Annotated in this window: 20 protein-coding genes and 1 riboswitch; of the genes, 9 read left to right on the top strand and 11 right to left on the bottom strand. The window is 63.7% G+C overall.

The window, feature by feature from the left end; genetic code table 11:
* Positions 1 to 259: 259 nt before the first annotated feature.
* The 5 genes from QME84_05710 to QME84_05690 all read right to left on the bottom strand — a co-directional run bounded on the left by QME84_05710 (position 260) and on the right by QME84_05690 (position 7861).
* Positions 260 to 1000, bottom strand: a complete 741-nt coding sequence (locus tag QME84_05710) for an ECF transporter S component (GenBank protein ID MDI6873760.1) — start codon at positions 998 to 1000, stop codon at positions 260 to 262.
* Positions 1001 to 1181: 181 nt separating this feature from the next.
* Positions 1182 to 2897: an ATP-binding cassette domain-containing protein gene (locus QME84_05705; protein MDI6873759.1), complete on the bottom strand. Its 1716-nt coding sequence runs from the start codon at positions 2895 to 2897 to the stop codon at positions 1182 to 1184.
* Positions 2870 to 3787: a CbiQ family ECF transporter T component gene (locus QME84_05700; protein ID MDI6873758.1), complete on the bottom strand. Its 918-nt coding sequence runs from the start codon at positions 3785 to 3787 to the stop codon at positions 2870 to 2872. The genes QME84_05705 and QME84_05700 overlap by 28 nt, the downstream gene beginning before the upstream one ends.
* The gene (locus QME84_05695; GenBank protein ID MDI6873757.1) at positions 3784 to 4791 is read right to left on the bottom strand and encodes a DUF4430 domain-containing protein; all 1008 of its coding nucleotides are present in this window, start codon (positions 4789 to 4791) and stop codon (positions 3784 to 3786) included. The genes QME84_05700 and QME84_05695 overlap by 4 nt, the downstream gene beginning before the upstream one ends.
* 418 nt (positions 4792 to 5209) lie before the next feature.
* On the bottom strand, positions 5210 to 7861 hold the full coding sequence (locus QME84_05690; protein ID MDI6873756.1) for a PQQ-binding-like beta-propeller repeat protein: 2652 nt from the start codon (positions 7859 to 7861) through the stop codon (positions 5210 to 5212).
* Positions 7862 to 8316: 455 nt separating this feature from the next.
* A riboswitch (cobalamin riboswitch) is annotated at positions 8317 to 8493 on the bottom strand.
* A 535-nt stretch (positions 8494 to 9028) separates the two neighbouring features.
* On the opposite strand from QME84_05690, the gene QME84_05685 reads away from it, so the two are divergent.
* The 8 genes from QME84_05685 (at position 9029) to QME84_05650 (ending at position 15568) form a co-directional block, all read left to right on the top strand.
* Positions 9029 to 9709, top strand: coding sequence for a methyltransferase domain-containing protein (locus QME84_05685; GenBank protein ID MDI6873755.1), 681 nt, complete (start codon positions 9029 to 9031; stop codon positions 9707 to 9709).
* 141 nt (positions 9710 to 9850) lie between these two features.
* Complete coding sequence (locus QME84_05680) at positions 9851 to 10636, top strand: nitrogenase reductase (protein ID MDI6873754.1); 786 nt, start codon at positions 9851 to 9853, stop codon at positions 10634 to 10636.
* 284 nt (positions 10637 to 10920) lie between these two features.
* A complete protein-coding gene (locus tag QME84_05675; protein MDI6873753.1) occupies positions 10921 to 12030 on the top strand; it encodes an iron ABC transporter substrate-binding protein in 1110 nt (369 codons plus the stop codon).
* 111 nt (positions 12031 to 12141) lie between these two features.
* Positions 12142 to 13212 (top strand): iron ABC transporter permease, encoded by a 1071-nt coding sequence (locus QME84_05670; protein ID MDI6873752.1) that lies wholly within the window; start codon positions 12142 to 12144, stop codon positions 13210 to 13212.
* A gap of 195 nt (positions 13213 to 13407) precedes the next feature.
* On the top strand, positions 13408 to 14190 hold the full coding sequence (locus QME84_05665; protein ID MDI6873751.1) for an ABC transporter ATP-binding protein: 783 nt from the start codon (positions 13408 to 13410) through the stop codon (positions 14188 to 14190).
* A gap of 167 nt (positions 14191 to 14357) precedes the next feature.
* Positions 14358 to 14804 carry a tRNA (N6-threonylcarbamoyladenosine(37)-N6)-methyltransferase TrmO gene (tsaA, locus tag QME84_05660; protein ID MDI6873750.1) on the top strand — a complete coding sequence of 149 codons (447 nt, stop codon included), beginning with the start codon at positions 14358 to 14360 and terminating at the stop codon, positions 14802 to 14804.
* Between the two features lie 31 nt (positions 14805 to 14835).
* The gene (locus tag QME84_05655; GenBank protein MDI6873749.1) at positions 14836 to 15174 is read left to right on the top strand and encodes a nucleotidyltransferase domain-containing protein; all 339 of its coding nucleotides are present in this window, start codon (positions 14836 to 14838) and stop codon (positions 15172 to 15174) included.
* The gene (locus QME84_05650; GenBank protein MDI6873748.1) at positions 15164 to 15568 is read left to right on the top strand and encodes a HEPN domain-containing protein; all 405 of its coding nucleotides are present in this window, start codon (positions 15164 to 15166) and stop codon (positions 15566 to 15568) included. The genes QME84_05655 and QME84_05650 overlap by 11 nt, the downstream gene beginning before the upstream one ends.
* Before the next feature lie 96 nt (positions 15569 to 15664).
* Here QME84_05650 and QME84_05645 read toward each other — a convergent pair whose 3' ends face one another.
* From QME84_05645 to QME84_05625, 5 genes are all read right to left on the bottom strand, one after another.
* Positions 15665 to 16717, bottom strand: coding sequence for a diacylglycerol kinase family protein (locus tag QME84_05645; GenBank protein ID MDI6873747.1), 1053 nt, complete (start codon positions 16715 to 16717; stop codon positions 15665 to 15667).
* Positions 16718 to 17145: 428 nt separating this feature from the next.
* Positions 17146 to 17439 carry a hypothetical protein gene (locus QME84_05640; GenBank protein MDI6873746.1) on the bottom strand — a complete coding sequence of 98 codons (294 nt, stop codon included), beginning with the start codon at positions 17437 to 17439 and terminating at the stop codon, positions 17146 to 17148.
* Positions 17440 to 18074: 635 nt separating this feature from the next.
* Positions 18075 to 18989 (bottom strand): MBL fold metallo-hydrolase, encoded by a 915-nt coding sequence (locus QME84_05635; protein ID MDI6873745.1) that lies wholly within the window; start codon positions 18987 to 18989, stop codon positions 18075 to 18077.
* 422 nt (positions 18990 to 19411) lie between these two features.
* Positions 19412 to 21454 (bottom strand): 3-hydroxyacyl-CoA dehydrogenase NAD-binding domain-containing protein, encoded by a 2043-nt coding sequence (locus tag QME84_05630; protein MDI6873744.1) that lies wholly within the window; start codon positions 21452 to 21454, stop codon positions 19412 to 19414.
* Between the two features lie 26 nt (positions 21455 to 21480).
* A complete protein-coding gene (locus tag QME84_05625) occupies positions 21481 to 22671 on the bottom strand; it encodes a thiolase family protein (protein ID MDI6873743.1) in 1191 nt (396 codons plus the stop codon).
* Positions 22672 to 22994: 323 nt separating this feature from the next.
* Here QME84_05625 and QME84_05620 point away from each other — a divergent pair, with 323 nt between their 5' ends.
* Positions 22995 to 24122 (top strand): hypothetical protein, encoded by a 1128-nt coding sequence (locus QME84_05620; GenBank protein ID MDI6873742.1) that lies wholly within the window; start codon positions 22995 to 22997, stop codon positions 24120 to 24122.
* Between the two features lie 340 nt (positions 24123 to 24462).
* Here the strand turns inward: QME84_05620 and QME84_05615 are convergent, their stop codons facing one another.
* Positions 24463 to 25674 carry a diacylglycerol kinase family lipid kinase gene (locus QME84_05615; GenBank protein MDI6873741.1) on the bottom strand — a complete coding sequence of 404 codons (1212 nt, stop codon included), beginning with the start codon at positions 25672 to 25674 and terminating at the stop codon, positions 24463 to 24465.
* Between the last annotated feature and the right edge of the window lie 237 nt (positions 25675 to 25911).

The following is a 25911-nucleotide window of genomic DNA, read 5'->3' as shown; positions in this document are numbered from 1 at the left end:
CCTCCGCATAACCGCCATTGTACCCGGCGATCCTTCACCTTCTCCACCTGCAGTCGCTTTTCACGGGGATAGATCCGGCAAACGGTCGACTTCGGCAACCTGCCCGCCTCCCGTTTATCGGGCCATCTTCCCCCGCCGGAAGAAGGCGTTCCTTTTTCGCGGTCTTCCCCCGCTTCTTTTTCCTCGTAACCCTACCGGCCGTCATCCCGCTCTTCTCGGCTTTCCTATTAGTATTTTCCATTTATCGGAATCCCGGGGGTTATGGACCGCTCAACCTCTCCCGGGGATTGCCCGGAAGGGAGATCCCGTCCGGGCCATTGCCCAGGTACCGGAAACCGAAGCGCTCCCGGTAACGCCGCAGCATGTCGGCCATCGGCCTCCACAACGCCAGGACGAAGGCCAGGTTCCCCGCGGCATGGAAAAGGTCAAACCAGAAACTGGTAGCGCAGGTGGCGACGTAAGAAGCCCAGTTCAGGGGATAGACGAAGGAGAGCCAGAACCACAGGTTCATGAACCACCCGAAGAGGAATCCCCAGGCGGTGACCAGGACGGCGGCCGCGGCGAGCAAGCGTTTCTCCCGGTGAAAGGCGGCCAGGAGGCCGCCGCTGGCCCCAGCCAGGCCCCAGGCGAGCATCTGCCAGGGGGTCCAGGGACCGTGGCCCAGGAATATGTTGCTCAGGAGGGCAACCAGGGCTCCCACCAGGAAACCGGGTTCGGCCCCCAGGGCATAACCGGCCAGGACGGCCAGGAAGGTGGCCGGCTGCACCCCCGGCAGGGCGGCGAAGAAAACTCTTCCCGCCGCGCCCACCGCGGCCAGGGCTCCCACCGCCGCCACCTCGCGGGCCCCGTAATCCCCCTCCTCGAAGCGCAGGAAGAGCAGGGCCAGGAGGAGGAGGGCCAGGAGGAGGGAGTTCAGGGACCAGCGGGAAAAGGGCGCCACTCCTTCTATGCCCAGGAAGACCGATGCCGGGATGGAGGCCAGGAGGATCCAGCGTAACATCCGCAAGCCCCGCCGTCCCGTGAGCCACCGATTTTCCGGCAAGCTCCCCTCGGTGCCGTTCCGGTCCAGACCCTTCCTTGTAAGCATCACCGTCGTCTCCCTTCCGCCGCAGGCGGTGTCTCCCCCTCCCGCAAACGGCGTGGATGGCCGTCATCCCGCCGCCCTTCCAACGAAAAACCCTTCACGCTCCCGCCTCCCTGCCTTCCCGCTTTTTCCCTGCGGCCGGCCTTTCCCGCAGAGCCCTCAGGACGGCCACCGCCTCCTCCTCGCGTATCAGGCCCGGGTAGAGGTCGTTGAGCAGCCGGTTCACCTGGGGCGCGAAAAAGAGGGAATCGCTCAGTATATCCCCGGCGGGGCCCTTCACAATCACCTTCCCGTCTCCCAGGATGGCCGCCTCCTCCGCCAAGGCGGCGGCGAACTCCACGTCGTGGGTGACCACCGCCACCGTGCTCCCGCCGTCGCCGCAGTCACGAATAATTTCCAATATTTCCCTTTTGCTCCCGTAATCCAGTCCCCGCGTGGGCTCGTCCAGGACCAGGAGCTCCGGCACGGGCGGCAACAGCGCGGAGGCCAAGACCAGCTTCTCCTTCTGCCCGCTGCTCAGGTCCCGGGGGTCCCTCTCCGCCGTTCCTTCCAGCCCGAAGCGGCGCAGCTGTTCCTCCACCAGTTTCTCCGCATCCCCGCCTCTGTATCCGCGGAGCTTCAGGGTGCGCAGCATCTCCAGGCGCACGGTGGGAGAGAGGAAATAGGTGTTCGGATTCTGTGGACAGTAAGCCAGCCGGGAGGCCAGGTCAGGCAGCCTCCCCCGGCTCGGCCTCTCCCCCAGCAGCGAGACCCTTCCGCGGGTGGGAGGAAGGAGACCCAGGAGGCAGCGCAGCAAGGTGCTCTTGCCGGCCCCGTTCTCTCCCATGATAACCAGGTGCCTTCTGGCCTCCAGGCGCAGGTCCACGCCCCGCAGGGCCTCTGCGCCCGCTGGAAAGACATACCAGAGGTCCCTGGTTTCCGCCAACGCCTCTAACGCGGCGGGGCTCTCTCCCCTCTCCTGGCCGCGGCCATGCCTTTCCCCGGTACCCGGCTCCACGAGACCGAAAAGCAGCCGCCGCGCCTGGTTCACGGTCAGGGGTATCTCCTTCCACCCCGCCCGGGCGAAGACCCTAGAGACTGGGGGAAGGAAAGCTCCTTCGCGCAACCCCCACCAGCGTGCCGCCTGGGAGGGAGTGCCGTCGAAACGAATGCTCCCTTCCTCCAGGTGGATCACGCGGGTGGCGTAGTGGAAACACCGTTCCAGCCGGTGCTCGGACATGATGACCGTGGTCCCCGTCTCCTCGTGGATGCGTCGCACCACGGTGAGCAGCTCCTCCGCGCTCAGGGGGTCCAGCTGGGAGGTGGGCTCGTCCAGCACCAGTATCTCGGGATGCAGGGCCAGGATGGAAGCCAGGATGACCTTCTGGGCTTCCCCCCCGGAGAGCTCGGGCAGGAAGGAGCGCCGCAGGCGGGAGAGTCCCATGCCCGCGAGCATCTCCTCCACCCGCTTGGAGATCACCGGGGCGGGCAGGCCGGCGTTCTCCAGGCCGAAGGCCACCTCCTTCTCCACCGTGGTGCTCACCAGCTGGTCCTCGGGGTCCTGGAAGACCATCCCCACCCGGGCGGAGAGGGGACGGGGCCCGGCGGATATCACGTCCATCCCGCATACCAGGGCCCTCCCCTGCAGAACACCACCGTGGAAGTGGGGAACCAGCCCGTTGAGAAGGCGCATGAGGGTGGTCTTCCCGCAGCCGGTGGGACCGGTGAGGAGGACGAACTCCCCCTTCTCCACCCTGAGGCTCAATTCCCGGAGGGCGGGTTTCTCCCCCCGGGGATACCAGTAAGTCAGATTCGAGATCTCCACCAGGGCCATCTTTTCCAGCACCTTCCAATAATTACCAGGGCCGAAAAAAACCCGGCCAGCACCGCAGCCGTCCGGATCTCCAGCCCGGCCAGCGGATTATCCAGGGTCGGGAAGTACCGGTAACCCCCACCCATGGAGGAGAGGACAGCCGCGGCAAGTGTTCCCAGGGACAGCGGGACCACGAGGTAATCCCTTCCCCGGAAGGGGCGGCGACGCCGGGTAACCTTCCCGCTCCCGAAACCCCGCGCGCTCATGGCTTCGGCAATGGCGGCGGCGCGGTCCAGGGAACCCCGGAACAGGGACATCCAGAAGGGGAAACGGGCTTTTATCCTCTCTCTGCGGCTGCCGCCCCGCAGCCTCTCCCCCCTGGCCAGCTGTACCTCCAGCATTTCCCCGGCCTCCACCACTAGGCTGGGATAGAGCCGCACGGCCAGGGCAGCGGAGAGGGAGGAGCGCAGGGACAAACTGGAAAGGATATCCAGGAGGTCGTCCGGGTTCACGGTGGTGCCGGCCAGCCCGAAGACGGCGATGACCAGGAACAGCCGAAAACCGGAGACCATCCCGTAGGCCAGCGCCTCCAGGGTGATGTCCAGCCTTCCCAGGACGGGCAGTCCGGGCCCGTAGACCAGGATGTGCCCGCCCTGGCGGTTCACCAGGGGGTTGAGCAGGGTCACCAGCAGGGCCATGAACATCCCCAGGCGGAGGAAAGGTCGGCATTCCTCCTTTACCTCCGCCAGGAGAACCAGCGACAGGACGCCCAACCCGACTACTGCCAGGTACAGTGGGTTCTGGAGCACCAGCACCACGGCCACCAGGGAGGCGTACAGCGCCAGGGCGGCCAGGGGATGCAGGCCGTGTATCAAGGTCTCCCGGGGTCGGTACACCGGGACCAACTTCACCTCACCTCCCCCGGCACGGCCAGCGGTTCCCGGCCCGGCAGCGCCGCCAGGGCGGTCACCGGCCTGCCGCCCTCCGCCGCCAGTACCCTTAGCGCCTCCACAGCCGCTTGGAGGCCTTCCTCGTCCAACCCGGATACCAGGAGCGCGGAACGCCCGTCGCCCAGGCGGGGACCCGTGCCCTCGAGCAGGCCGGCGCTCCCGGAGAGGACCTCGGCCACCTCTCCTCCCGGGCCGGCGAGCTTCAGTTCGCCCCCCTCGAAATAGGCGTAAAGACCCAGGCGGGAGGCATTGGACTGGGCCTCGCGGAGGTAGGGATTGTTTTCCAGTTCCTTCCACGTGCCCACCACCACCGCGTACTCGTCCTCACGGGGAACCCAGTGCTCACCCAGGAGGCGGTTCTCGCAGGTCAGCCCCTGCTCCTCCAGTATGGCCGCCACTTCCTCTGCCTGCTCCTCGTCGCCCGGCGGGTTGAGGATCACTATGCTCTCCGGGACCCGGCCCCCGTACCCGTTGCGAAAGGCCTGGAGGAAGCATCCGGCCAGGAAGGGAGTGAACGTGGAGTAATCCCAGGTGTGATAGTCGAAGACCAGCCAGTCGCCGTCCCTTACCTCGTAGGAATCGGCTCCCATGTCCGCCATGTGCCCGTTGACGTAGAAGAACCAGTCCACTTTCTCTCCTCCACCAAGGAGGGAATCGTAGCGGGAGCGCAGGCCGTCAATGCCCTGGATGAAGCCACCGCTGTAAGCCGTCTCCACCTCCGCCACCTCCCGTAGGGCATCCATGGCGCTGCCACCTTCTTCCAGTCGAATATTTTCATCCTTGAGGGCTACGGTCCCGAAATCGCGGGTGACGGTGACCCTCACCTCCACTTCCCGGCCGGAACGGTTCCAGGGCATGAAGGAGCAGCCCCGGACCAGGAAGAAGGCCACCATCGCGGCAAGGGCGAGCGCCAGGGCCTCGAACCACCCCGGCCTCCCTTTTACCTCTCCACCTGCCCTGCTCACCGTTCCGCCTCGCTCCTTACCACTGGGAGGGTCGACCTGTCTTCGTTCCCCCTTCGGACAATCTTCCCGGGAATGGGGAGCCCGGCCGTCCGGGCATCACCGGCTCCTCCTGGTCAAACGTGCCTCCACCCCTCCACCGGACGCCCCTTTCCATGGCAAGGGCTCGGGCAGGGGATCTTCGTCCCCTGCCCTCCAGGTGGTCGACCGCAAGGAGCCCTCGATGGTAACCCTTACCACCTTCTTCCCGCGCCTTCAGGTATCCGACCCGGGATTTCGCCTCACCCTCCTTTCCCGGCCTTTTGGGGCCGCCACGATTCCGCGGGCGATGACCGCCCCGGAACCAGCCGGGCGGGGGTGGTCATGGGTTTCCAATTATTGACAACAATTGCGCGAGCTCCCGATTCGCCGGTCAACCCGCTCAATATATATCCCGCATGGCAGCCCCCAGGGTGCAGTGTCCGCCATCCCAGTTGCTGGCCGCGAATCCCTGGTAGTTGAAGTAAGTAGACCGCTCTACCACCACCCCCCGGTCGGAATAGAGGGCATAGGCGCGTTCCACGCTTTCGTCGCTGTGCAGGATCACGGTTTGCCTTCTGCCCGCCTCCACCACCAGGTTGAAGGGTTCACCGCCTCCGAATAGTGGCACGCCAGCCACCCAGGCGTCCTCCTTCCCCGGGTTGGATATGCATATGTACTCGTCGAAGTTGAGGTCGGTATAGCCCTCCGCCAGGCACCAGAAGTTCGCGGCCATCTTCGCTCCCGCCACGCAGGAGCCACCGGTCCACTTGCCACCGTAGTTGAAGTACACCGGGCGTTCGGCCAGGATGGGCCGGTCGCTATTCACCTTGATGCCCAGCTCCTTGCCCGCTCCCGCCTCCTGGTTGACATTGAGGGTGCGGCGGGAGTTGGCACCCACCGCGTAGGGCTTGATCACCGGGTCCTCCCCGTTGTAAAGGTAGGTCACCTGAACGGTTGCCGGCTGGTTACTGGGATTGGCCAGGGTGAGGTACTCCTCGAAGCCGTCGCCGGTGTAGCCCTCGGCGAAGTACCACTCTTTGGAGGGGGCGTCGGCGCCCACCACGCAGTGGCCGCCCGTCCAGTTGCGATTGGCCGTACCTTGGTAGTTGAAGTACACCGGGCGTTCGGCCAGGATGGGCTGGTCGCTATTCACCTTGATGCCCAGCTCCTTGCCCGCTCCCGCCTCCTGGTTGACATTGAGGGTGCGGCGGGAGTTGGCACCCACCGTGTAGGGCTTGATCACCGGGTCCTCCCCGTTGTAAAGGTAGGTCACCTGAACGGTTGCCAGCTGGTTACTGGGATTGGCCAGGGTGAGGTACTCCTCGAAGCCGTCGCCGGTGTAGCCCTCGGCGAAGTACCACTCTTTGGAGGGGGCGTCGGCGCCCACCACGCAGTGGCCGCCCGTCCAGTTGCGATTGGCCGTACCTTGGTAGTTGAAGTACACCGGGCGTTCGGCCACCAGCGGCTTGTCGGAGACCACCTTTACGGAGACCTCCTCGCCCCCTCCCACTGCCGCGTTGACGTAGACGGTGCTCCGGGTACCGCCGGGCACCTGGAGATTCTTCGTCTCCGGAGGCCGGCCCCCGTTGAAGATATAGGTCACCTCCACTCGAGCATCATCCTCCGGCGTCGCGCCGGGGTTGGCCAGGCACAGGAATTCGTCGAAGCCATCCCCGGTGTAACCCTCGGCGAAGTACCAGTCGAAGGTTGAGGGGACATACTCACGGTAGGCGTAAAGCCTTCCGTCGGCGGTGCTGTAGACCACGCCATCCACCACCACGGGGTCCCCGCCGCCCTTGCTGGTCACGTACCAGAGCTCGCTCCCGGTCAAGGGATCCATGGCCGCCAGACCCTTATTGTGCGCCCAGGCCGTGGTGTCGAAGCTCCCGGCGTACAGGTATCCGGTGCTCGGGGATAGCGAGCAATTGCCGTTGTAGGCCCCCCAGTTGGGGTTGTCCCAGAGCAGGTTGCCGGTAGTCATGTCATAGGCGTAGAAGTGGTTCCCGCCCACGGAGTAGTCGTTGCCGCAGAAGTAAACGGTTTCGCTGTTCTCCTCCACCAGGGGCGTACCGGAGGAACCCCAGACCTCGGCGCTCCAGAGGAGGGAGGCGGAATCGCCCTGATCCTCCAGACAATAGAACTTGCTCCTCAGCCCGCCGTAGGCGAAGTCACTGAAGAAGAGCTTTCTCTGGTGGACGGCGATACCGCCGGCCACGTCGTAGGAAGTCTTGTATTCCCATTTCTTGACCGGGGAAGCGCCGGACACGTCCAGGCAGTGCACCTTACCGTTAACCGGGAACCCGAAGGAAGTGTGCTGGGGCACGTAGAGGCGGTCGTTCGCGTCGTCCACCCCGGGCGCTCCGATGGCCGAGGTGTTGTCGTCCAGGGCATACCGCCAGAGTATGGTGCCGTCGGCCGCGTCCAGGCCCACGTAGGCCCCGTAGACGTAATCTCCGACCACCACCACCTTTTTGCCGGAGGCATTGGTGTACATCACCGGGTCGGTGATGATCACGGAGTTGACCGAGCCCGCTCCCTCTGGGGTGATGTCCCTAGCCCAGACCTTGGCCCCATTGTCCGCCATCAAACAGTAAACCGACTTTCCACAACCGATGTAGAGCCATCCCGAGTCCGCCAGGGGTCGGGCCTTGGACCCCATGCCCCCCGCCCACTCCAGCTCCGTCTCCCAGACAAGGTCACCGTCGGAGGCGTCCAGGGCCACCACCTTGCTGTTGGTTCCGGGAAGTGTCCAGGGATCCTCGCCGGCGAAGAGGTAGGCCTTCCCGTTCACCACCGTGGGGGCGGTGCCGTCCTTGATGTCGTAATCCGCACTCTCGAAGATGAGCTCGCCCGGCTGGGCGAAAGCCCTTTCCGTCCGCAGCCCGACCGCCACGGGGATAAGGAAGGAAAGGATGAAAAGGGTCAGGATAAACGACGTGTGGAGGACGGTTGGAATCCGCCTCCTCCTCACCCCGTGACCTTTCCTCCCCGCCCGGAAACGTGCTTCCGAGCTCTCGGTGGGGAATTCGTCTTTCCGCAGCCAACCTTTCATTTCCGCCTCCTCCATATGAATCACTCCCCTGCTGTCGAATAGGCAGCTGAGCCCATTCTCTTCTTCCTCCTCGACTCCTCCTGCCTCTACCTCGCGATCATGCGCTTTCCTACTTCCGCGATGACCCGCCCCTTCCGTGCCACTCCCTCTCTTGCGCCACTCCCGTCCCGTCCGGCCCGATACCGAAGTGGGGGTTAAGTTGGCGGAGCCGTGGAGGGCACGCCCTGGGCGCTCGGTCCTCCCTGCCCGACTTGTGCCCGTGGGCTTCTACTCTCTCGAGGACGTGATTTCTGCCACCGGGAACCCAGTGACCTCGATGGATAATCCCAGTTTGCCCCGCCCATCCCCAGCGACATCGACCGGCTGATGCTCTCAGCCCCCGAAAGATAAAAAATCTCCTCTCTCGCTTCGAGAGAGGAGATGACACTTCCGTCAGAATCTCTCTAAGGCGGAGAGCTCACTGACCCATGCCGGGCAGGTCTTCTGACTTCCGGATCATCGCTCCGCCCCCCCTTCCCGGCTTTCGCCAGTGGGATCGTTGGGGCTTCGCTCCCCGGTCACAGCGGCGCTACCGTGTCGGATTCTCACCGACTTCCCTTTTAATCTTGCGAACCCGGCCGGCATGTTATGCGGTTGTCAACCCCGAACGAAGACATGATAACACCGCCGTCAACACTGGCGCAAACCTGGCCGGGAACTACCGCGACCTTTGAAGCCACATCTTCGATTTTCGGTCACCCTGAGGGGGCCGTATCTTCGACCTTCGAGCGACGCGCAAGGAGGTCGCTCTCCTACGACCAAGCCATCGAGGATCGAGGGCACGACTACAATTCGATGCCCCGGTTGATGACATCGCTTGACATTTTCCCTTTTCCCCATGTTATCCTATGATCTGGAAACATGACGGCGGTGGGGAGCCGCCGGAGAAAGGGCCGCAGAGCCCGGGTAAGAGAGAGCCACGGAACGAGTGACCACGAAGGTCGCGGACCTTCGTGGTTTTTATTTTGGCCAAGCCACGGACATTGCCGCTCAAGGAGGTGATAAGGCCGCATGGACGCCGTGGTAATCCCTCCGGGAGAGGTCGCCCGGGTTGCATCCTCGCTGTCCCGCTCCGAACTCGAAGAGGGAATCCTTAATGTTCCTCCGAGCGATTGGGAAGAACAACCGATGACCCACGCGCACGAGATACGGGAGTTCTTCAACCGCCGGGCCGCCGACTGGGACCTGACCCAGGACGCCTTGACCCTCGAGCGCAGCCGAAGACTGGTTCTCTCCCTCGGAATAGAGCCCGGCTCCCGGGTGCTGGACGTGGGCTGCGGGACCGGTGTCCTCATCCCTCGGCTGCTGGAGGCGGTAGGAGAGGAGGGGAGCGTGTGCGCGGTGGACGTGGCCGAGGAGATGCTCAAGGTGGCCCGCTCCAAGCTGCAGCGCCCTAACCTGCACTACCTGCAGGCGGACATCGCCGCCACCCCCTTCTTGGACGATAGTTTCGACCTGGTGATCTGCCACAACTGCTTCCCCCACGTGGCGGACAAGGGGAGGGCGGTCCGCGAGATGTTCCGGATCCTCCGCCCGGGAGGCCGCGCGGTCATCTCCCACACCGAGGACCGGGAGACAATCAATGCCCGGCACCTCCGCCTGGGTGGAGCGGTAGGCGGCGATCTTTTGCCCGACGAGGCGACCATGCGCCGCTGGTTTCGGGAGGCGGGATTTGAGGTAATTGAAATCCGCGACGGCCGGGAGGGTTATCTCCTCGAGGCCCGGAAGCCGGAGGTCACCATCCGCTGCCGCGAGGCGGGGAGCTTCCCGACCGCCGCTTCCCTCCCGGAGAACGCGAACCCGTGTTAAGGGGGTCGCGTCTTCGATATTCGGCCGGCAACGCCTGGGAAAGCGTGCTGTGCGGAGGTTCTCAGCCCTTTCGCCAGAAGGAGCCTTCCGGGGATAGAAACTGTATATAAAGACCTTTTCAGAAGAGCGGGAGGTAAGGTCATGCCCAAGATACTGGTGTGCGGAAGAGGAGGAAGCGGAAAGAGCACCCTGGTGAGCATCCTGGCCGGGATGCTTTCGGAACGCGGCCCGGTACTGGTGGTGGACGCCGACGAGTCCAACCTCGGGCTTCCCGCCATGCTGGGAGTGGAGTCGCCTGAAAGCACGGTCATGGACTGGCTGGGCGGCAAGGGAGCGGTTCGGGAGAAGCTGATCTCAGCGCTGCGCGGAGAGGTTCGGGAGGGACCCATCTTCTTCGAGGAACCCCTCAGCCCGCGATCCCTTCCCCCGCAGTGCGTCTCCACCAGCGGCAAGGTCTCCTTGGTAAGAATTGGAAAGATAGAGCACAGCATGGAGGGATGCGCCTGTCCCATGGGCGCCCTGGCCCGGGGATTCCTGAACAGCCTGCAGGTGGAGCCCGAGGAGTGGGTCCTGGTGGACACCGAGGCGGGCATCGAGCACTTCGGCCGGGGCGTCCTGGAGGGAGTCGACGCCGTGCTCCTGGTGGTGGACCCCTCGCGGGAGGCAGTGCTCCTGGCCGAAAAGGCGGCCCGCCTGTGTCGGGAGGCGGAAAAGCCCTTCCTAGTAGTGATAAACAAGGCCGACCGGGAGTCGGAGGACGTGCTCCGGGACATGCTGGCCGCGGCGGACCTGCGTCCCTCCGCCGCGCTCGCCTTCTCCCCCGATATCTTCCGTGTTTGCCTGGAAGGTTCTCGCCTCGCGGGTGCGCGACACGACGGTTCCCTTGGGGAACTGGTTGCCGAGTTGGAAGAAATTGTCATGAAATGACCGCACGGCCCGGTTAACTGGGGATGAAGGCCGTGAAGTGGGGGTGGGGTGGAAATCCGAAGCGCGAATCGTCCCCCCTGGGGGTTTACAAGCGTGAACCGGGTTCAAAGTCGTTCAGTCCGTGGAAAACCGCTTTTTACCTCACTGCCGAGATGCGACGTCGCACTGTCGTCAGACGGCGCCCGCCGCCGGAGCGACGAACGCGGCCGCAGGGTCCGTCCCCGGTTCGGGGACATCGGTCAATTATAAGAATCGCAGGAGCGTAGCGAAGGAGGTTGAGGACGATGAGAAGCAAGTCGGCTGTCATCGCGGCGGTACTCACGGCGCTGGTCCTCGCCCTTTCCCTGACGGGATGCGGCGGAGAAAAAAGCGGGACCTCCGAGGCCGGGACCAGGACCTTCACCGACCTCGCCGGTAGGAGCGTGGAGGTGACCGTCCCCGCCGAGCGGGTGACCGCCATCGGTCCGGGCGCTCTGCGCCTGGTCTGCTACGCGGGCGCCGCGGACAAAGTGGTGGGCATCGAGAACATGGAGAAGCAGTGGACCACAGGGCGCCCCTACATAATGGCCTACCCCGAGCTCAAGGAGCTCCCGGTCATCGGGCAGGGAGGACCGGATTCATCTCCCGATCCCGAGAAGTTGATAAGCGTGAATCCGGACGTGATCTTCGTGGCTTACCTGGTCGACGCGGCCAAGGCGGACGAACTGCAGCAGCAGACGGGCATACCGGTGGTGGTCCTGAGCTACGGGCAGCCGGGCGCCTTCGACGAGGAGCTCCTGCGCTCCATCCGGCTGGTGGGGGAGATCACCGGGAACCGCGAGCGGGCCGAGGAGGTGGTGGATTTCATCCAGGGCTGCCAGGAGGACCTGCGGTCCCGGACGAAGGATATCCCTACCGCGGAGAAGCCGAAGGTGTATGTGGGAGGCATCGGCTTCAAGGGTACCCACGGTATCGAGAGCACCCAGGCCAACTTTCCTCCCCTCTCCGCCATCGGCGCGGTCAACGTGGCCGACGAGACGGGTCAGAAGGGCAGCGTGATGATCGACAAGGAAAAGCTCCTGGCCTGGGACCCAGACATCATCTTCATCGACGAGGGTGGCCTGGCCATGGTCAAGGAGGACTACGGCAAGAACCCCGGTTACTATCAGTCCCTCCGTGCTTTCCGGGAGGGCCGGGTCTACGGCTACCTCCCCTACAACTACTACACCACCAACGTGGAGACGGCCATCGCCGACGCCTATTACATGGGTAAGGTCATCTTCCCCGAGTCCTTCGAGGACGTGGACCCGGTCGCAAAGGCCGACGAGATATACGAGTACCTGCTGGGAAAACCCCTCTACGAGGACATGGTCCGGGACTTCGGCGGCTTCAAGCCCCTCCACCTCGGCGGGTGAATCCACCGCGGCGGGTGAATGGGAATCCGTTTGGGGCCGGCGCGGTAGGCGGAAAGGAGAACCGGATGGGCCGTGCAACGGCTGCGCGGTAGAGCGAGGTGACCGCGATACATGGGAGAGAACGTCGTAGCCTCCGTCACCGCCGCTTACCGGGGATACGCGAGGAGAAAGACCCTGGTCATTGCCCTCGTAGCCCTGGGCACCGTGGCCCTCGCCGTGGTGGCCATGGGCCTTGGCTCGGCGGGCCTCTCCCCCCTGGAGGTCATCCGCGCCCTCCTGGGCAGGGCCGACCCCACCGTCTCGCGCATCGTCCTCCACATCCGCCTGCCGCGCGTCCTCGCCGCCCTCCTGGCCGGGGCGGCCCTCTCCCTGGCCGGCTGCGTGATGCAGAACCTGCTGGTGAACCCCCTGGCCTCCGACTATACCCTGGGCATCTCCCAGGGGGCCGCCTTCGGGGCGGCGGTGGCCATCGTGGCCTTCGGAGCCGGCTCCACCCAGAGTACCACCGTGGACGCGGTGTGGATAAACAACCCCTACGTGGTCACCGTCTTCGCCTTCCTGGGGGCCATCCTCACCACCCTAATCGTCCTGGGCATGGCCCGGGCCAGGGGGATGACCCCCGAGGCCATGATTCTCGCCGGGATCGCCATGGGCGCCCTCTTCTCCGCCGGGACCATCATCACCCAGTACTTTGCCAGCGACGTCCAGGTGGCTTCCATCGTCTTCTGGACCTTCGGCGACCTGGGTCGGGCTTCCTGGAAGGAACTGGCGATCATCGCCGCGGTCACCCTGCCCGTGTGCGCCTTCTTTATCCTCAACCGCTGGAGCCTCAACGCCATGGCCGCAGGGGATGACACGGCTCGGACCCTGGGGGTGAACGTGAACCGCCTGCGCCTCGCGGGCATGTTCCTGGCCTCCCTTTTGGCCGCGGTTTGCGTGGCCTTCCTGGGGATCATCGCCTTCGTGGGCCTGGTGGCTCCCCACCTCATGCGCCGCCTCATCGGGGGCGACTACCGCTATCTGGTGCCGGGGTCGGCGGTAGCGGGGGCCTTCCTGCTCCTGGCCTCGGACACCGTGGGGCGCAACATCATCGCCCCGGTGGTCCTGCCCGTGGGGGCCATAACCTCCTTCATGGGGGCGCCCCTTTTCATCTACCTGCTGGTGCGGGGATACCGGAGGTGACACGCAGCCATGGAGGAACCTCGCGGGAGGATGGTAAATAATGTTAACGGACGGCTCACCGGCGGTGGGGAAGGTGAAGGAGCGCAGGACACCTCCGGACACCGTGGTGGCAACCCGGAGGTCGCGGAGGGGTTCCACCTCACGCTCCCGGCGGCACGAAGCGACGCCGGAGCAGCACAGGACGGTCTGGCCCTGATGCACGACGGCCCGGCCCTGGAGGTGGAGGGTCTCTCCTTCTCCTACCCCCAGGCGGAGGTCCTCCGCGGGGTGAGCTTCACCCTGCGGCGCGGTGAGGTTTGCTCCGTGCTGGGGAACAACGGGGCGGGGAAGAGCACCCTGCTCAAGTGCTTGCTCCGGCTGCTCAGGCCCCGGGAGGGGACCATCCTCGTGGAGGGGATCTCCCTGTCCCGCCTGAAGCCATCGGAGCTGGCCAGGAAGGCGGGTTACGTGCCCCAGCGTTTCGACGGCTACCACCGCCTGACCGTCTTCGACGCCGTCCTCCTGGGAAGGAAACCCCACGTGAGCTGGGGGGTGGAAACGGTAGACCTAAAGGCGGTGGAGGCCATCCTTCAGCGCCTGGGCCTCGCCCATCTCGCCCTGCGTTACACCGACGAGCTGAGCGGAGGGGAGCTGCAGAAGGTAGTCATCGCCCGGGCCCTGGCCCAGGAGCCCCGCATCCTCCTCCTGGACGAGCCCACCAACAACCTGGACCTGCGCAACCAAACGGAGGTGATGGAGATCCTGCGCGCGGAGGCCAGGTCCGGCGGCCTCTGTGTCCTGGTGGCCATCCACGACCTCAACCTGGCCCTCCGCTACTCGGACCGGTTCATCGTCCTCAAGGACGGGGCCGTGCTGAAGTGGGGCGGGCCGGAGGTCATCAACCCGGAGACCATCCGGGAGGCCTACGGGGTGGAGGCCCGTGTGGAGAGGATAGGGGACCGGGTCCTGGTCATCCCGGAAGGCTGCTGCTGCCGGTAGGAGCCTTCCCCTGTTCGAGGAGGAGGGCACAAAAGGCTTTTCTCCAAGGTACAGGGTCGCCGTTTCAGGGAGGAAGCAGGAAAAGGAAACCGGAAAAGGAAACCGGGACCACAGAAACCGATTCCCCAACGAGTGAGGGGAGCGACGCTTTAGAAAGGGTGAGGTTGATGCCAGACGAGGAATTCCATCTCAAACCCATCGGGGTCATCCGATCCCCTTACCAGGACATGGACGGGGCCCCCTTCCAGGGGAGCATGTCCCCCGCCGAATGCGTGGTGGAGATCTTCGAGGAATACGCGGACGGACTCAAGGACATCGAGGCCGCCAGTCACCTCTACATCCTCTACTGGGCCGACCGGGCCTCCCGCGACGTGTTGCAGACGGTAACTCCCTGGGGGCCGGAGCTCCGGGGCGTCTTCGCCTGCCGCTCCCCCTCCCGCCCCAATCCCATCAACCTGTGCGTGGTGGAGCTCCTGCGCCGGGAGGGCAACCGGCTGACGGTGCGGGGCCTGGACGCCGTGGATGGTAGCCCCGTGGTGGACATCAAGCCCTACAGCGGCCGCATAGACGCCGTGCCGGAGGCCCGCATCGCCTGGTTCGAGAACAAGGGATGATACAATGGAGGCATCGGAGGTGGCGGCGATGATGCCGGACAGGGAAACCCTGGAAAAACGACTGATAAAACTGCAGGAGGAGCTGGCCCGGGCGGTGGACGCCCTGCGGGAGATGGGGGCCGAAAGGATCGTGCTCATCGGTTCCCTGGCCGGGGAGCCGGTCAACCCGTTCGGGGACATCGACCTGGTGGCGGTGATGCGCACCAACAAGCGATTCCTCGACCGCTTGAAGGAAGCCTACGCCAGGATCCAGCCGAGGGTGGCCATGGACATCCTCGTGTATACCCCGGAGGAGTTCGAGGAATTGAGGGACTCGAGTCCCTTTCTCTCTCACGCGCTGAAGGGAGGAAAGGTCCTCTATGCCGCTTGACCCCCAAAGGGAGTTTAAGCGCTGGCTCGAGCAGGCCTATTCGGACCTGGACGATGCCGAGTTCAACGCAGGGGGGAGGAGGTACAATCTGGCCTGCTTCCTCGCCCAGCAGGCGGCGGAAAAGGCCCTCAAGGCCTACCTGTATCTCCAGGGAAACCAGGTAGTCTGGGGACACTCGGTGGCCGAGCTGGTGGACGATGCCAGGCAATACGATTCCTCGTTCCATCAACTCAGGGACAAGGGGGCCTTCCTCGACCGTTTCTATATCCCCACCCGGTACCCCAACGGCCTTCCCGGAGGTATACCCAGGGATGCCTTCACCTCCAAGGACGCCCTGGAAGCCGTGTCCACCGCCCGCGAGATCGCGGACTTCGTTTCTGGAAAAGGAAAATGAGACCTGACCGGACGAAGGCCAAGGCCATACCCACGTTTTCGACCGTCTGCTTAAACGTAAAAGGACGGAAAAGGCCACGCAAACGGGAACTACGAGTTATCCTTCTCCCGGCAAGGGAGGCATGAGCACCCTCACCGTGGGGCCGCGATCGATGGTCAGGGTATAGGGTTCCTCCAGTTCGAAGACCTCGCCATCCAGGCTGTAGCCCTCGCGGCACTCGATAAAGACCCGCTTGGCCCGCTCGTTGAAGAACTCCTCCCGGGGATAGGGAGGCTCCGCGCCCCGGGCCCAGAGCAACCGGGGAAGGCGTCCCACCATACGGAAGAAAGGAATGTTGGTGGCCAGAACGTAAAAGTCGCCCTCGCCCACGTCACGGAAGGCGTCGAAGGTGATCACCACCACCTTGAAAATGACCGCCAGGATAACCGTGAAACGGTCCCCGGGCATTTCGAAGTCGTCGATGACCAGCCGCGCGGGGGCCATGCCGAAGACGTCCTTGTAGCGGGTGAGGCCCGTGGCCCCGCCGAAGGTGCACTTGGCGAAAAGGACCGCTGCCGCCAGGGGCCCTCCCTTGGTGTCCCGGTAATACACGCGGTGGAAGCGGTAAAGGGCTCCGTGCCCGAAGAAGAAGCCGTATTCCCTCTCCTCACGTTCCCCCATCCTTCGCGTGACCCGGAGGGTGGGGACGTGTACGCAGGGGAGCTCGCCGTCATCCTCCACGGCACGCAGGGCTGCCTGCATGAGCTCGGGGGTGCTGCCCTTGATGTTCAGGTGGTCCGCCAGGAGGTTCATGGTTCCTCCCCGCAGGGGGAAGATCGCGGGCAGGGAATCCTCGTCCTCACCCAGGCGGTTCACCAGGCGGGTGAGGGCCCGTTGCACCGTCCCGTCCCCCCCGTTGAGGCAGATGACCCTCTCCCCCCGGGAAAGGATGCGGTCCATGGCCCCGTCGATCTCCTCCATGGTCTCCGTCTCCACCACCAGGCCGCGGTCCCCCACCATCTCCGGAAGATGGTACTGCTTGTAGCGGCCGTTGCGGTTCTTGCCCGCCTCCACGTTGGTGATCACGGCGATGCCCATGAGGGGCAGGGAAAAGAGGAATGAGGGGAACGAGCGCGGGCCTGCCTCCCGCACGCAGGTAAAAAATACCATCAATACCACCAGGCCGGCCGGGAAAAATGACTTATAATGAAGCTGTTTCAAAAGCCGGCCCGTCCCGCTTTCTCTGATCCGCATATCACCCGGGGAAATCGCAACCGGACTTCAGGAAGATATTATCATCATCCGCATCGCCTGAACAGGCGGGGTTTTCGTTCCTCCTCCATTCGCTTTCCCACCCCCTTTGGATTCATGCATTTCCAAACGAGCAAGAAGATACAACGTCAACAACTCCAAGACCTATTTCCTCGAAGAAGCCCATGCCGCCTTTATCCCTCTCCCCCATCCTCAGTACCAACCATCAGTCTAAGTACAACTCCCTTGCAATCTAAGTACAATTCCCTTGTCTTCTGGGCCGTAAGCCAACGGAGACTTGCAATCCGTCTATAAACCATGCGCCTTCATCAAAACCCCATCGAGTATCATCCGGACAGGGCCATGATGGAGCTCGTAACTCCCAGAAAGGAAAAGAGGATTAATACGTATAGCCCCGAACCGGCGGACATTATACCCGTATCGTCCGGCATGCGCAGGATACTGGAGAGGTTGGTGACCGCTATCCCCAACGAGACCAGGCAGAAGAGCAGGGCGAGGCCCGCCGGCCATTTCGCCCGCGCGGCCAGCATGACCACCGCCAGTAACGTCACCAGCAGACCGAGGATGAGGGATGTGAGCCCGCCGAAGATAGGGTAACCATCCCCATAATCAACGAACAAGTTATCTATCCTTATTTGCTCATTGGTCACCAAATCCATCCCGCTTATGGAAAGAACTCCGAAAAATCCCGACATCCAAGGGAAGAAGGAGCTCACAAGAATGAGAATGCCAGACAGGACCATGACCCCGGCACCCGCCCAGAAGGCGACCTTCCTTTTCCTCACCTTGGGAACAGCGCGCTGGGGATAGGCAACTTGGTCCTGGTTTCCACATCGAGCGCAGTTTTCACAGCCATCACCCCTCAGCCTTACGGTGAGCCGACCCGCCCGGCGGCCCACGATTCCACGAGCCCCCCAGACCATCTTATAAGATTACGTGATCGCCCGCCTACCTTCGCGGTCCGCCGTCGCCGCGGTTAAGCGGCGAACGTGCCCTTGCCGGTCGAAACTTGGAATTCTTATATCCAAGGGAATGCCACCATGCCCGGAAAGGGGTGATAACGGTGTCTTTCGGGCCCTTTTCCGGCCGACAACTGTCTCATACGGGTAATCTTTGAAGTGGGGATGGTCCGTTTCGCAAACTCCTGTCTTGTTTCGCCGCCTGCAGTATCGGTGTTGCTGTTGCCATCTTATTCCAACTCCTCGGGCACGCGTTAGGGCCAGGTATTAGATCGTGGGGGTTCGATTTCGTGTTCTCAGCAGGAAAGCTCGACCAGCCAGCCCTCCTCCTCGCCGTGAAGGCGCACCCTTCCCTCCGCCTCCAGCTTGTCCAGGTGACACTGGAGTATTTGGGGCCCTGGAAAGATATGGATAAAAGGATTCCTGAAGATGCGCTTCATCAGCTCCGGAAAGGGGAGGGGCCCGGATTCGAGCTGGCGGATTATCTTCTCCTCGCGGCGCAGGAGGTAGGCCCTGGTCTTTTTGATCTCCTTCCCGGGCTTATGGCTGATCCCCCCATGGGAGGGTACCAGCAGCCTGGCGGGAAGGGCCTCCAGCCTGTCCAGCCCCTCCAGGAAACCGGTGAGACCCCCGGAGTCGGGGGCGTACCAGGCTACCACCTCGCCCACCGCGTCGGCGGAGAAGAGCAGACCCCTTTCAGCGTCGAAGAGGGAGACCAGGCCGTTGGCGTGGCCGGGGGTCTCCACCACTTGGAAGGTAAATTCTCCCAGGTGAAGGTCTTCTCCCGGTACCAGCTCGTGGGTGGCCTCGGCGCTGGCCATGGGGCAGAGGTTGCGGAAGTACTCGATGATGTCCGCCCGCTCCCGCGGGATGTCCGCCATCCCGTAGCGGAAGGGGATTTCCATGCCGAAGGTGTGGTTCAGCCGCGAGGGGTCGGCGGCCAGGGGTATCTCCACCGGGTGAAGGAAGACGCGCGGCCTTATCTCCTCGAGGAGGAAGCGCATGGCTCCCATGTGGTCGGGGTGGGCGTGGGTGAGGACAACGGTATGCACATCGGTTATTTTCAGTCCCTGGGAGGAGAGGAATTCCTTCAGGCGCAGGTAGGTCTCCTCGTGCCCGCACCCCACGTCCACCAGGGCGACGCCGTCGGAATCCCTTACCGCCAGGACATTGGCCGAGGCCGGCCAGATGGCCTCCTTGTCCCGGTGCAAAAGGAGCCCTTCCGGCAACAGGTGGTCAGGCCTCGAATTTTGCATACTCTGATAGTTCTTTCTTTAATTACCTCATTCCTATTCTACCAAAGGGGTCAGGTCTTGAATTTTGCATACCCGTGTATGTACACCTGTTAGTGACCACAAGCGAGCCTCCCCCATCAGGGCAGGCTGCGGATGTCCCGAGGGGGTGAGATTTAATGATCGGCGCCGTGAAAGAACTCATTTCCCGCCTCACTGGCTATGCATGGGGCTCTGTACCTTAGGAGGTAGGATGAGGAGAAGCGAACGATTTCAAACGCCCTTGTCGTCCTTTGAAAAGCGCTGCCACGGTTGGATTAGAATACCCCCGGGGGTATCAAAATTCAAGACCTGACCCCACAAAAAAGCGGCCCCCGTTGAGGGGGCCGCTTTTCTCTTCTTTAGTCCTCGGGGTGGAACTTCTTGCCCCGGGCCTTCTCCGAGTAACCGGCGTAGTCCAGGTACTTGGTCAGGCCGCCCATGTAGAAGGGGTAGCCGGCCCCGAAGATCATGCAGATGTCGATCTCCTGCGGGGCGCCCACCACGCCGTCCTCCAGCATGTGCCAGGCCTCGTCGGCCAGGGCCAGGCTCACCCGGTCGCGCATCTCCTGGGGAGTGGCCTTCTTCGGCGGATCGGCCTGCTTCCAGAACTCCCTCACTTCGGGGTCCACCTCGCCGTCGGGCCCGTACACGCCGGGCTTCTTGCGGTTCACCAGCTTGCGCAGGTTGTCGCTCACGAAGTAGCGGTCCGGGAAGGCGGCGGCCAGGGTCTCCGTGGCGTGCATGGCGATGGCCGGACCCACCAGGGCCAGGAGGGCGAAGGGGGGCATGGGGGTGCCCAGGGCCCACAGCGCCTCGTCCACTTCCTTGAAGTCGTTGCCCTCGTCCACCAGCTTGATGGTCTCCACCATGGAGCGGATGAGCAGGCGGTTGACCACGAAGGCGGGAGCGTCCTTGCACAGCACGCAGCGCTTGCCCAGCTTCTTGCCCACGTCGAAGGCGGTGATCAGGGTGAGATCGTTGGTCTTCTCCGCCTTGATGATCTCCAGGAGGGGCATGGCCGCCACCGGGTTGAAGAAGTGGAAGCCCACCACCCGCTCCGGGTGCTTGAGGTCGGAGGCCATCTCGGTCACCGAGAGGGAGGAGGTATTGGTGGCCAGGATGGCCGTCTCGGCGATGTACTCCTCGATCTCCCCGAAGACCTGCTTCTTGACGGGCATCTCCTCCAGGACGGCCTCGATGATGAAGTCGCACTCAGCCATGTCCTTGTAGTCCAGGGTGGGCTCCACTAGGCTGAGCAGCCAGGGCACCCGGTCCTTTTCGATGCGCCCCTTCTCCGCCTGGCGGTTGATCTCCTGCTGGATGTAGTTCATGCCGCGGTCCACGAACTCCTGCTTGATGTCCTTGATGACCACGGGGATCTGCATGCGGCGCAGGAAGAGCACCGCCAGCTGGCTGCCCATGAGCCCGGCCCCCAGGATGCCCACCTTGCGCACAGGGAGGGGCTGACCCTCGGGGACTCCCACCGGCTTACGGGCCCGGCGCTGGGTGAGGTCGAAGGCGTAGGCTCCGGCCTGCATCTGCGGGGAGGGGATGAGTTCGCCCAGGGCCTCGTCCTCCAGGGCGAACCCCTCATCAATGGTATTCTCCTTGGCCTTGGCGATGATGTCGATGGCCATGTAGGGAGCGCGGGAATTCCCGTGCACCTTGGAGTCGGCGAAGGCCCTGGCCTGCTCCACCAGGGCGCCCAGGTTGGACCAGTCCGGCTCCGGCCTCTCCACCTTCTCCTTGCCCAGGACCAGGTCCACGGCGAACTGGATGCTCTTGTCCAGGAGGTCCACCGGCTCGAACATGCGGTCCATAATCCCCATGTCCAGGGCTTCCTTGGCCTTGATCATGCGGTTGTTGTTCAGGGCGTTGTAGATGATGATCTGGAGCGCCTTCTCCGGCCCCACCAGCTTGGGGAGCAGGGTGGTCCCGCCCCACCCGGGGATGAGGCCCAGGAAGCACTCCGGGAAGCCGATGTGCTCCACGCTGGAGGCCACCGTCCGGTACTTGCAGGCCAGGGCGATCTCCAACCCCCCACCCAGGGCCACGCCGTTCACCGCGGCCACGGTGACGAAGGGGAGGTCGATGATGCGCTTGAAGGCGGCGTGCCCCGCCCGGGCTATCTCCATGGCCTGCTCCTTGGTCTTCACCTGAGGCACCTGGGTGAGGTCGGCCCCGGCGGCGAAGATGAAGGGCTTGCCGGTGAGGACCATGGCCTTCACGTCACCCTGGGCCTGGATGCGGTCCAGGCACTCGTTGAGGCTCTGCATGGCCCCGAAACCGAAGGTGTTGGGCTTGCGGTAATCCTCGCCGTTGTCCATGGTCACGATGGCGACCTTGCCGGCCGGCGAGTCGTAGTAGGTCTCCTTGAAGTGGGTGACCAGCTCCTCGGGCATCGCTTCCTCCTTTCCTTATCCCTCGATCAGTTCTGGACGTTCTCCCAGATCATGGAAGCGCCCTGGCCCAGTCCCACGCACATGGTGACCAGCCCGTACTTCCACTTGGGGTTCTCCTCGAACTCGTAAGCCAGGTGGGCCATGAGGCGGGCACCGGAGGAGGCCAGGGGATGCCCGAAGGCTATGGCTCCTCCCCAGGGATTGAGGCGTGGGTCGTCAACGAGCTTCATCCCGAACTCCTTCATGAACACCACGCACTGCACGGCGAAGGCTTCGTTGAGCTCGATGACGTCCAGGTCGTCGAACTTCATGCCCGCTCTCTCCAGGACCTTCTTGGTGGCCGGCACCGGGCCCAGTCCCATGATCTCCGGCCTCACGGCGGCGAAGGCATACTGCACCAGGCGCATCCTGGGCTTGAGCCCGTATTCCTTGACTGCCTTCTCCGAGGCCAGGAGCACCCCGGCGGCGCCGTCGTTGAGTCCGGAGGCGTTGCCCGGGGTAACCCTCCCCTTGACCCGGAAGGGGGTACGCAGGTCCCGCATGCCCTCCAGGGTGGCGTCGGGGCGGGGCTGCTCGTCCCTGTCGGCCACCTTCCACCCGTTACCCGTCCACACGGTCATGGGCACCAGGAACTTAGCGATCTTCCCTTCGTCCAGGGCCTTCTTGGCCTTCTGCTGGGAGAGAAGGGCGTACTCGTCGCACATCTCCTTGGTGATGTCCGGGTACATGTCGTGCAGATTCTCGGCGGTCATGCCCATGTTCAGGGCGCTCTGGTCCACCAGCTTCTCCGCCAGGAAGCGGGGATTGGGATCGGCGCCCTGGCCCATGGGATGGCGGAACATGTGCTCCACTCCGCCGGCGATGACCAGGTCCGCGGCGCCCACTTGTATCTGCGAGGCCCCGAAGGCAGCGGCGGTGGCCGCGCCCGAGCACATGCGGTCCACGGCGCATCCGGGGGTGGTCACCGGCAGGCCGGCCAGGATGGCCGTGGTGCGTCCGATGGTCAGCCCCTGGTCCCCCCACTGGGTGGAGGCCGCCCAAATGTTGTCGTCGATCTTGTCCCTGGGCACCTCGGGGTTCCTCTCCAGGAGGGAGCGGATGACCTTCACCACCATGTCGTCGGCCCTGGTCTGGGCGAAGATGCCGTCCGGCCGCGCCTTCCCGAAGGCCGTCCGGCAGGCGTCGATAAGATAGACTTCCTGCAGTTCCCTGGCCATTACTTACCTCCTTCGGCGTGTAAGAGTCTGCTGGAACGGATTCCTATGGGGGCGAAGTTTATGTAAAGGGGACGTGGCGTGAAAAGGACCGGTCCCGCTTCTTCTGGAAGGATGATACGGGGGCGCGGAGTGAGATTTGCTTCGTCCATGGCTGCGACCTTACCCTGGTTATTAACTCGAACCGCCGTATTCCATTATAGATTTAACGGGGTTGAAAAGGCAACCGCTCTGTTTAGGCAGGATGATAGGGCGGTCTGTCATACTTTTTCCACTCTTAAAGCGCCTACTGAAACGACACAGCATTAATAATGTATTATGGAACCATGGATTTTATACTAGCGGAGCGCAGGTCTCCCACCCTGCACGACTTCCCCTACCGGGGACCGGCGCGCAAGTGCTACCACAAGTGGATAATAAACGTCACGCCCCCAGGAAAGGCGCACTGCATCCACGGCTGCCTGTACTGCTATGCCAGAGACGCCGTGTATTCCCGGTCCTCGGACCGGTGCATGCGCGTCTATGGCAACCTGTCCCAGGTGGTGGAGAGGGAACTGTCGGCGCTGGAGCTCTGCCCTCCGGTCTCCATCTCCAACGTCACCGACCCCTGCCAGGCGGTCCCCGAACTCAGGCGCGTGGTTCGGGAGCTGGTGGAGGTCCTGGTACGTTGGGGGGTGAGTTTCCACCTGATAACCAAGGGGGACCCTTCTTTCCTGGACGCCGTCGAGGGCTTCCCGGGCGGCGGCTTCTTTTTTCTGGAGGTCACTATCGAGGGTCCCCCGGAAGTGCTGCGCCTCCTCTCCCCGGCCGCGCCCCCCTACAAAAGGAGGCTGGAGGCCCTGGCCTGGGCGGCCTCCCGGGGACTACCCGCCGTACTCCGGCTGGATCCCTTCGTCCCCCATGTCTGGCGGGCCCTTTACGGTCCGGGGTGGAAGGAGCGCCTGGAGGGATTGCTCCGGGACGCGTCCCTCTCCGGGGCACGTCACGTGGTGAGCTCCACGGGCCGCTTCACCGCGGCCACCCGCAAGGCGCTGGCGGATGCCGTCGCCGCCCACTCGGAACACGAGGCCCGATCGCTCCTGGAGGACTACCGCTTCGACCGCTCCGCGACCTCCAGCGGCTACATGCTTCCCCCCGCCGGGCGCCTGGATTTCCACCGCCTCGCCGGCTCCGTCTCCGGGAGGCTGGGAATGACCTATGCCGTTTGCCAGGAATTACCATCCAGCGCCGCGGACTCCCCCGACCTGCCCCACTGCGAGGCCTTCCCCATGCCCTTCTCGCGGCGCACCGGTCCGGAGGAGTTCTCACCCGTCGAGGGATGCACCGCCAACTGCCACGTGAGCTGCGCGGGGCTGGACGACCCCCCCTGCGGCAGGCCGGGGCTGGCCCGTCCCGATCCCTTCACTCCCTCCATGCTCAAGCCCCAGAGGCAAAAAGGAAAGGAGGCGCCGTAGCGCCTCCTTTATAAGATTTGCTATTAGCCACCGGCGGATAGGGCTATTCAGGGGGTGGAATGTGCTGAGGTTATCTCATGCTATAGGGCATATGGGGTTGGCCGGCAGCTAATAGCGTAGGGCCTCGTTTCAAGGTTCAAAAACTTTTAGCCCCGGATGGGGCTTTAACTGACTATCCTACATATCGTCCCCACCCGTTGATTTGAAGTTATCAAAGATGGGTATAGGTGTCAAGTTGTCGGAGGGGCAAAATGGACGAAAAATTGATATAGATCAACCTCATCCGCCGGGATCTACGGTTACCGGAACGTAACCGAGGATGAACTCCGGCCCGGGGAGGTCATTTACCATTTGCCAGTTCCTTCCTGAGCCGCCTGGCCGCCTGTCGGACCAGCCTCATTTCCTCCCTCTCGAAGTCGAAGGATTGCTGCTTCCCCGCCTGTCCTCCGAGAACGGGAATGCGCCGGCGTCGCTCCCTCGTCGTCTCCAGGGCCTGCTCCACCCTAGCCTTCACCCTGCGGGAGAGCGCCTCCAGGTCCTCGGCCACCCCCCCACGCGGTGGGATGAGGCGAAGCTGCAAGGGTTCCGGCGGCTCCTCGCGAGGCACGAAGGGCAGCCTGCGGTCGCGCAGGGACTCCGGGGGCACCAGGACCTTGAGGGCGCCCGGTACTACCGAGAGCTCGATCACCCGGCCGGCGTCGAACTTGTAGACCTCCCCGTCGATCTGGGCGTAGGTGTCGGTCTTGCATTCCACACGCATCCGCCGCACCTGGTGGAAGGAGACCTTGCGGGAAAAGCCATGCCGCCCTCCCAGGCAGGCGAAGAGGAAGAGCACCAGCCCGTAGACGTTGGGCATCTCCCTGCCGATGGTCAGGCCCAGGATTCCGTCGTTCATGCGGGCCTCGGGATGTATCTTGATATACCTCCCGAACAGGGGGGCATTGCACAGGATGGCGATGAGCACCCAGTCCTCGAAAGTCTGGTCCTCGTAGTCGAAGCGGACGAAGTAGCGCTTTCTCTCCTCGAAGAAACATTTCTTCAGGCCGCTGTAGAAGTAGGCGGGGATGCGGAAGCGTTTCCACTTGTAGGCCCCGTCGGCGATCTCCGAGTCCACGCCCAGGCCAAAGGTTACCGCCGCGTAGCGATCGTCGTAGCGGATGAGGTCGATGGTGCGGCAAGTATTTCCCAAAATGGCCCGCAGGGCCTGCTCCTTGTCCTTACGGTCGTACCCCAGGTTGCAGGCGAAATCATCGGCCGTGCCCGCCGGGAACATGGCCAGCTTGAGCTGGGAGGACGGGACCTTCATGATCCCGTTGATGATCTCGTTGGTGGTACCGTCGCCGGAGACGGAGACTACCACGTCGAAATCCTCTGCCCACCTGACCACCATCTCCTCGGCGTGGCCGGCGCGCTCGGTGAAAAGGGCCTCATAGTCCACCCCGGCGCGCTTCAGGCGGTTGAGCAGCCAGATGCCCTCTTCCTGGGCCTTCCCGCCCCGGGACACGGGGTTTACGATGACCAGGTACCTGCGGTCTTCGACGGCTCCGGGCACGATAAGGTACCCCCTTCACGGATACGCCTGCGGCCGCTTCAGCCCAAGGTATCAACACGCATGGCGCAAAAAGCCTTGAATACAGGTGGGAACGGCGAGCCGGTCCCGGTGATTCAGGGAAATAGTACCACGCCCTTTACGGCTGGTAAACATTTTTGGCGCTCATGTTCGCATGCTCCAGAAATCTGCGCATGATCGGGCAGCGCGGTCTCGGAGCGGAAGGAGTCAGTCCTTCAC

Source organism: Actinomycetota bacterium, assembly GCA_030019255.1.
In the GTDB taxonomy this organism is placed as follows: Bacteria; Actinomycetota; Geothermincolia; order Geothermincolales; family RBG-13-55-18; genus Solincola_A.
This window is presented reverse-complemented; position numbering and strand designations above follow the sequence as displayed.

Excerpts from the sequence above, each read along its gene's own strand:
- QME84_05710 (MDI6873760.1), bottom strand. The coding sequence starts at position 1,000 with ATGTTACGCTGGATCCTCCTGGCCTCCATCCCGGCATCGGTCTTCCTG.
- QME84_05705 (MDI6873759.1), bottom strand. The coding sequence starts at position 2,897 with ATGGCCCTGGTGGAGATCTCGAATCTGACTTACTGGTATCCCCGGGGG.
- QME84_05690 (MDI6873756.1), bottom strand. The coding sequence starts at position 7,861 with ATGAAAGGTTGGCTGCGGAAAGACGAATTCCCCACCGAGAGCTCGGAA.
- QME84_05685 (MDI6873755.1), top strand. The coding sequence starts at position 9,029 with ATGACCCACGCGCACGAGATACGGGAGTTCTTCAACCGCCGGGCCGCC.
- QME84_05680 (MDI6873754.1), top strand. The coding sequence starts at position 9,851 with ATGCCCAAGATACTGGTGTGCGGAAGAGGAGGAAGCGGAAAGAGCACC.
- QME84_05675 (MDI6873753.1), top strand. The coding sequence starts at position 10,921 with ATGAGAAGCAAGTCGGCTGTCATCGCGGCGGTACTCACGGCGCTGGTC.
- QME84_05670 (MDI6873752.1), top strand. The coding sequence starts at position 12,142 with ATGGGAGAGAACGTCGTAGCCTCCGTCACCGCCGCTTACCGGGGATAC.
- QME84_05665 (MDI6873751.1), top strand. The coding sequence starts at position 13,408 with ATGCACGACGGCCCGGCCCTGGAGGTGGAGGGTCTCTCCTTCTCCTAC.
- tsaA (MDI6873750.1), top strand. The coding sequence starts at position 14,358 with ATGCCAGACGAGGAATTCCATCTCAAACCCATCGGGGTCATCCGATCC.
- QME84_05655 (MDI6873749.1), top strand. The coding sequence starts at position 14,836 with ATGCCGGACAGGGAAACCCTGGAAAAACGACTGATAAAACTGCAGGAG.
- QME84_05650 (MDI6873748.1), top strand. The coding sequence starts at position 15,164 with ATGCCGCTTGACCCCCAAAGGGAGTTTAAGCGCTGGCTCGAGCAGGCC.
- QME84_05645 (MDI6873747.1), bottom strand. The coding sequence starts at position 16,717 with ATGGTATTTTTTACCTGCGTGCGGGAGGCAGGCCCGCGCTCGTTCCCC.
- QME84_05630 (MDI6873744.1), bottom strand. The coding sequence starts at position 21,454 with ATGCCCGAGGAGCTGGTCACCCACTTCAAGGAGACCTACTACGACTCG.
- QME84_05625 (MDI6873743.1), bottom strand. The coding sequence starts at position 22,671 with ATGGCCAGGGAACTGCAGGAAGTCTATCTTATCGACGCCTGCCGGACG.
- QME84_05620 (MDI6873742.1), top strand. The coding sequence starts at position 22,995 with ATGGATTTTATACTAGCGGAGCGCAGGTCTCCCACCCTGCACGACTTC.